We start from the raw sequence: 5,272 nt of genomic DNA on the forward strand, positions 1-5,272 counted from the left end.
ATTCGCCTCCCGCTGACGAGAGATCGGAAGCGCAAGTGGTTGAAGTTGTTGAAGAAATCTTCGAAAGCTTCTGAAAATAATCACTTGACAGCAAATGAGGCTGCTGTAGAATGCGCGCCTCGGTTGAGACGAAAGATCTTAACCAACCGCTCTTTAACAACTGAATCAAGCAATTCGTGTGGGTGCTTGTGGAGTCAGACTGATAGTCAACAAGATTATCAGCATCACAAGTTACTCCGCGAGAAATCAAAGATGTAACCAACGATTGCTGAGCCAAGTTTAGGGTTTCTTAAAAACCCAAAGATGTTTGAACTGAAGAGTTTGATCATGGCTCAGATTGAACGCTGGCGGCAGGCCTAACACATGCAAGTCGAGCGGTAGAGAGAAGCTTGCTTCTCTTGAGAGCGGCGGACGGGTGAGTAATGCCTAGGAATCTGCCTGGTAGTGGGGGATAACGTTCGGAAACGGACGCTAATACCGCATACGTCCTACGGGAGAAAGCAGGGGACCTTCGGGCCTTGCGCTATCAGATGAGCCTAGGTCGGATTAGCTAGTTGGTGAGGTAATGGCTCACCAAGGCGACGATCCGTAACTGGTCTGAGAGGATGATCAGTCACACTGGAACTGAGACACGGTCCAGACTCCTACGGGAGGCAGCAGTGGGGAATATTGGACAATGGGCGAAAGCCTGATCCAGCCATGCCGCGTGTGTGAAGAAGGTCTTCGGATTGTAAAGCACTTTAAGTTGGGAGGAAGGGTTGTAGATTAATACTCTGCAATTTTGACGTTACCGACAGAATAAGCACCGGCTAACTCTGTGCCAGCAGCCGCGGTAATACAGAGGGTGCAAGCGTTAATCGGAATTACTGGGCGTAAAGCGCGCGTAGGTGGTTTGTTAAGTTGGATGTGAAATCCCCGGGCTCAACCTGGGAACTGCATTCAAAACTGACTGACTAGAGTATGGTAGAGGGTGGTGGAATTTCCTGTGTAGCGGTGAAATGCGTAGATATAGGAAGGAACACCAGTGGCGAAGGCGACCACCTGGACTAATACTGACACTGAGGTGCGAAAGCGTGGGGAGCAAACAGGATTAGATACCCTGGTAGTCCACGCCGTAAACGATGTCAACTAGCCGTTGGAAGCCTTGAGCTTTTAGTGGCGCAGCTAACGCATTAAGTTGACCGCCTGGGGAGTACGGCCGCAAGGTTAAAACTCAAATGAATTGACGGGGGCCCGCACAAGCGGTGGAGCATGTGGTTTAATTCGAAGCAACGCGAAGAACCTTACCAGGCCTTGACATCCAATGAACTTTCTAGAGATAGATTGGTGCCTTCGGGAACATTGAGACAGGTGCTGCATGGCTGTCGTCAGCTCGTGTCGTGAGATGTTGGGTTAAGTCCCGTAACGAGCGCAACCCTTGTCCTTAGTTACCAGCACGTTATGGTGGGCACTCTAAGGAGACTGCCGGTGACAAACCGGAGGAAGGTGGGGATGACGTCAAGTCATCATGGCCCTTACGGCCTGGGCTACACACGTGCTACAATGGTCGGTACAGAGGGTTGCCAAGCCGCGAGGTGGAGCTAATCCCATAAAACCGATCGTAGTCCGGATCGCAGTCTGCAACTCGACTGCGTGAAGTCGGAATCGCTAGTAATCGCGAATCAGAATGTCGCGGTGAATACGTTCCCGGGCCTTGTACACACCGCCCGTCACACCATGGGAGTGGGTTGCACCAGAAGTAGCTAGTCTAACCTTCGGGAGGACGGTTACCACGGTGTGATTCATGACTGGGGTGAAGTCGTAACAAGGTAGCCGTAGGGGAACCTGCGGCTGGATCACCTCCTTAATCGACGACATCAGCTGCTCCATAAGTTCCCACACGAATTGCTTGATTCATTGAAGAAGACGATAAGAAGCAGCCCGAAATTGGGTCTGTAGCTCAGTTGGTTAGAGCGCACCCCTGATAAGGGTGAGGTCGGCAGTTCGAATCTGCCCAGACCCACCAATTTTGTGTGGGAAACGCCTGTAGAAATACGGGGCCATAGCTCAGCTGGGAGAGCGCCTGCCTTGCACGCAGGAGGTCAACGGTTCGATCCCGTTTGGCTCCACCACTACTGCTTCTAGAAGTTTGAAAGCTTAGAAATGAGCATTCCATCCAGGTGATGGTGAATGTTGATTTCTAGTCTTTGATTAGATCGTTCTTTAAAAATTTGGGTATGTGATAGAAAGATAGACTGAACGTTACTTTCACTGGTAACGGATCAGGCTAAGGTAAAATTTGTGAGTTACTCAGTTTTGAGTATTATCGAATTTTCGGCGAATGTTGTCTTCACAGTATAACCAGATTGCTTGGGGTTATATGGTCAAGTGAAGAAGCGCATACGGTGGATGCCTTGGCAGTCAGAGGCGATGAAAGACGTGGTAGCCTGCGAAAAGCTTCGGGGAGTCGGCAAACAGACTTTGATCCGGAGATGTCTGAATGGGGGAACCCAGCCATCATAAGATGGTTATCTTACGCTGAATACATAGGCGTAAGAGGCGAACCAGGGGAACTGAAACATCTAAGTACCCTGAGGAAAAGAAATCAACCGAGATTCCCTTAGTAGTGGCGAGCGAACGGGGACTAGCCCTTAAGTGGCTTTGAGATTAGCGGAACGCTCTGGAAAGTGCGGCCATAGTGGGTGATAGCCCTGTACGCGAAAATCTCTTAGTCATGAAATCGAGTAGGACGGAGCACGAGAAACTTTGTCTGAATATGGGGGGACCATCCTCCAAGGCTAAATACTACTGACTGACCGATAGTGAACTAGTACCGTGAGGGAAAGGCGAAAAGAACCCCGGAGAGGGGAGTGAAATAGATCCTGAAACCGTATGCGTACAAGCAGTGGGAGCCCACTTTGTTGGGTGACTGCGTACCTTTTGTATAATGGGTCAGCGACTTATTTTCAGTGGCGAGCTTAACCGAATAGGGGAGGCGTAGCGAAAGCGAGTCTTAATAGGGCGTCTAGTCGCTGGGAATAGACCCGAAACCGGGCGATCTATCCATGGGCAGGTTGAAGGTTGGGTAACACTAACTGGAGGACCGAACCGACTACCGTTGAAAAGTTAGCGGATGACCTGTGGATCGGAGTGAAAGGCTAATCAAGCTCGGAGATAGCTGGTTCTCCTCGAAAGCTATTTAGGTAGCGCCTCATGTATCACTGTAGGGGGTAGAGCACTGTTTCGGCTAGGGGGTCATCCCGACTTACCAAACCGATGCAAACTCCGAATACCTACAAGTGCCGAGCATGGGAGACACACGGCGGGTGCTAACGTCCGTCGTGAAAAGGGAAACAACCCAGACCGTCAGCTAAGGTCCCAAAGTTATGGTTAAGTGGGAAACGATGTGGGAAGGCTTAGACAGCTAGGAGGTTGGCTTAGAAGCAGCCACCCTTTAAAGAAAGCGTAATAGCTCACTAGTCGAGTCGGCCTGCGCGGAAGATGTAACGGGGCTCAAACCATACACCGAAGCTACGGGTATCACGTAAGTGATGCGGTAGAGGAGCGTTCTGTAAGCCTGTGAAGGTGAGTTGAGAAGCTTGCTGGAGGTATCAGAAGTGCGAATGCTGACATGAGTAACGACAATGGGTGTGAAAAACACCCACGCCGAAAGACCAAGGTTTCCTGCGCAACGTTAATCGACGCAGGGTTAGTCGGTCCCTAAGGCGAGGCTGAAAAGCGTAGTCGATGGAAAACAGGTTAATATTCCTGTACTTCTGGTTATTGCGATGGAGGGACGGAGAAGGCTAGGCCAGCTTGGCGTTGGTTGTCCAAGTTTAAGGTGGTAGGCTGGAATCTTAGGTAAATCCGGGATTCTAAGGCCGAGAGCTGATGACGAGCTAACTTTTAGTTAGCGAAGTGGTTGATGCCATGCTTCCAAGAAAAGCTTCTAAGCTTCAGGTAACCAGGAACCGTACCCCAAACCGACACAGGTGGTTGGGTAGAGAATACCAAGGCGCTTGAGAGAACTCGGGTGAAGGAACTAGGCAAAATGGCACCGTAACTTCGGGAGAAGGTGCGCCGGTGAGGGTGAAGGACTTGCTCCGTAAGCTCATGCCGGTCGAAGATACCAGGCCGCTGCGACTGTTTATTAAAAACACAGCACTCTGCAAACACGAAAGTGGACGTATAGGGTGTGACGCCTGCCCGGTGCCGGAAGGTTAATTGATGGGGTTAGCTAACGCGAAGCTCTTGATCGAAGCCCCGGTAAACGGCGGCCGTAACTATAACGGTCCTAAGGTAGCGAAATTCCTTGTCGGGTAAGTTCCGACCTGCACGAATGGCGTAACGATGGCGGCGCTGTCTCCACCCGAGACTCAGTGAAATTGAAATCGCTGTGAAGATGCAGTGTATCCGCGGCTAGACGGAAAGACCCCGTGAACCTTTACTATAGCTTTGCACTGGACTTTGAATTTGCTTGTGTAGGATAGGTGGGAGGCTTTGAAGCGTGGACGCCAGTCTGCGTGGAGCCAACCTTGAAATACCACCCTGGCAACTTTGAGGTTCTAACTCAGGTCCGTTATCCGGATCGAGGACAGTGTATGGTGGGTAGTTTGACTGGGGCGGTCTCCTCCTAAAGAGTAACGGAGGAGTACGAAGGTGCGCTCAGACCGGTCGGAAATCGGTCGTAGAGTATAAAGGCAAAAGCGCGCTTGACTGCGAGACAGACACGTCGAGCAGGTACGAAAGTAGGTCTTAGTGATCCGGTGGTTCTGTATGGAAGGGCCATCGCTCAACGGATAAAAGGTACTCCGGGGATAACAGGCTGATACCGCCCAAGAGTTCATATCGACGGCGGTGTTTGGCACCTCGATGTCGGCTCATCACATCCTGGGGCTGAAGCCGGTCCCAAGGGTATGGCTGTTCGCCATTTAAAGTGGTACGCGAGCTGGGTTTAGAACGTCGTGAGACAGTTCGGTCCCTATCTGCCGTGGACGTTTGAGATTTGAGAGGGGCTGCTCCTAGTACGAGAGGACCGGAGTGGACGAACCTCTGGTGTTCCGGTTGTCACGCCAGTGGCATTGCCGGGTAGCTATGTTCGGAATAGATAACCGCTGAAAGCATCTAAGCGGGAAACTAGCCTCAAGATGAGATCTCACTGGAACCTTGAGTTCCCTGAAGGGCCGTCGAAGACTACGACGTTGATAGGTTGGGTGTGTAAGCGCTGTGAGGCGTTGAGCTAACCAATACTAATTGCCCGTGAGGCTTGACCATATAACACCCAAGCAATTTG

General features: G+C 51.1%; 2 tRNA genes and 2 rRNA genes. All 4 read left to right on the top strand.

Features of this window, described 5'->3' with window-relative positions:
• Positions 1 to 309: 309 nt before the first annotated feature.
• The 4 genes from ACP7EW_RS30790 to ACP7EW_RS30805 all read left to right on the top strand — a co-directional run bounded on the left by ACP7EW_RS30790 (position 310) and on the right by ACP7EW_RS30805 (position 5,253).
• Positions 310 to 1,846, top strand: a 16S ribosomal RNA gene (locus tag ACP7EW_RS30790).
• 82 nt (positions 1,847 to 1,928) lie between these two features.
• A tRNA-Ile gene (locus ACP7EW_RS30795) sits at positions 1,929 to 2,005 on the top strand.
• A gap of 30 nt (positions 2,006 to 2,035) precedes the next feature.
• A tRNA-Ala gene (locus ACP7EW_RS30800) sits at positions 2,036 to 2,111 on the top strand.
• A gap of 250 nt (positions 2,112 to 2,361) precedes the next feature.
• A 23S ribosomal RNA gene (locus tag ACP7EW_RS30805) occupies positions 2,362 to 5,253 on the top strand.
• The 16S and 23S rRNA genes sit together here with 2 tRNA genes alongside, the layout of an rRNA operon.
• Positions 5,254 to 5,272: the final 19 nt, after the last annotated feature.

This window comes from Pseudomonas sp. DWRC2-2, from assembly GCF_049897885.1.
GTDB lineage: Bacteria > Pseudomonadota > Gammaproteobacteria > Pseudomonadales > Pseudomonadaceae > Aquipseudomonas > Aquipseudomonas azotoformans_A.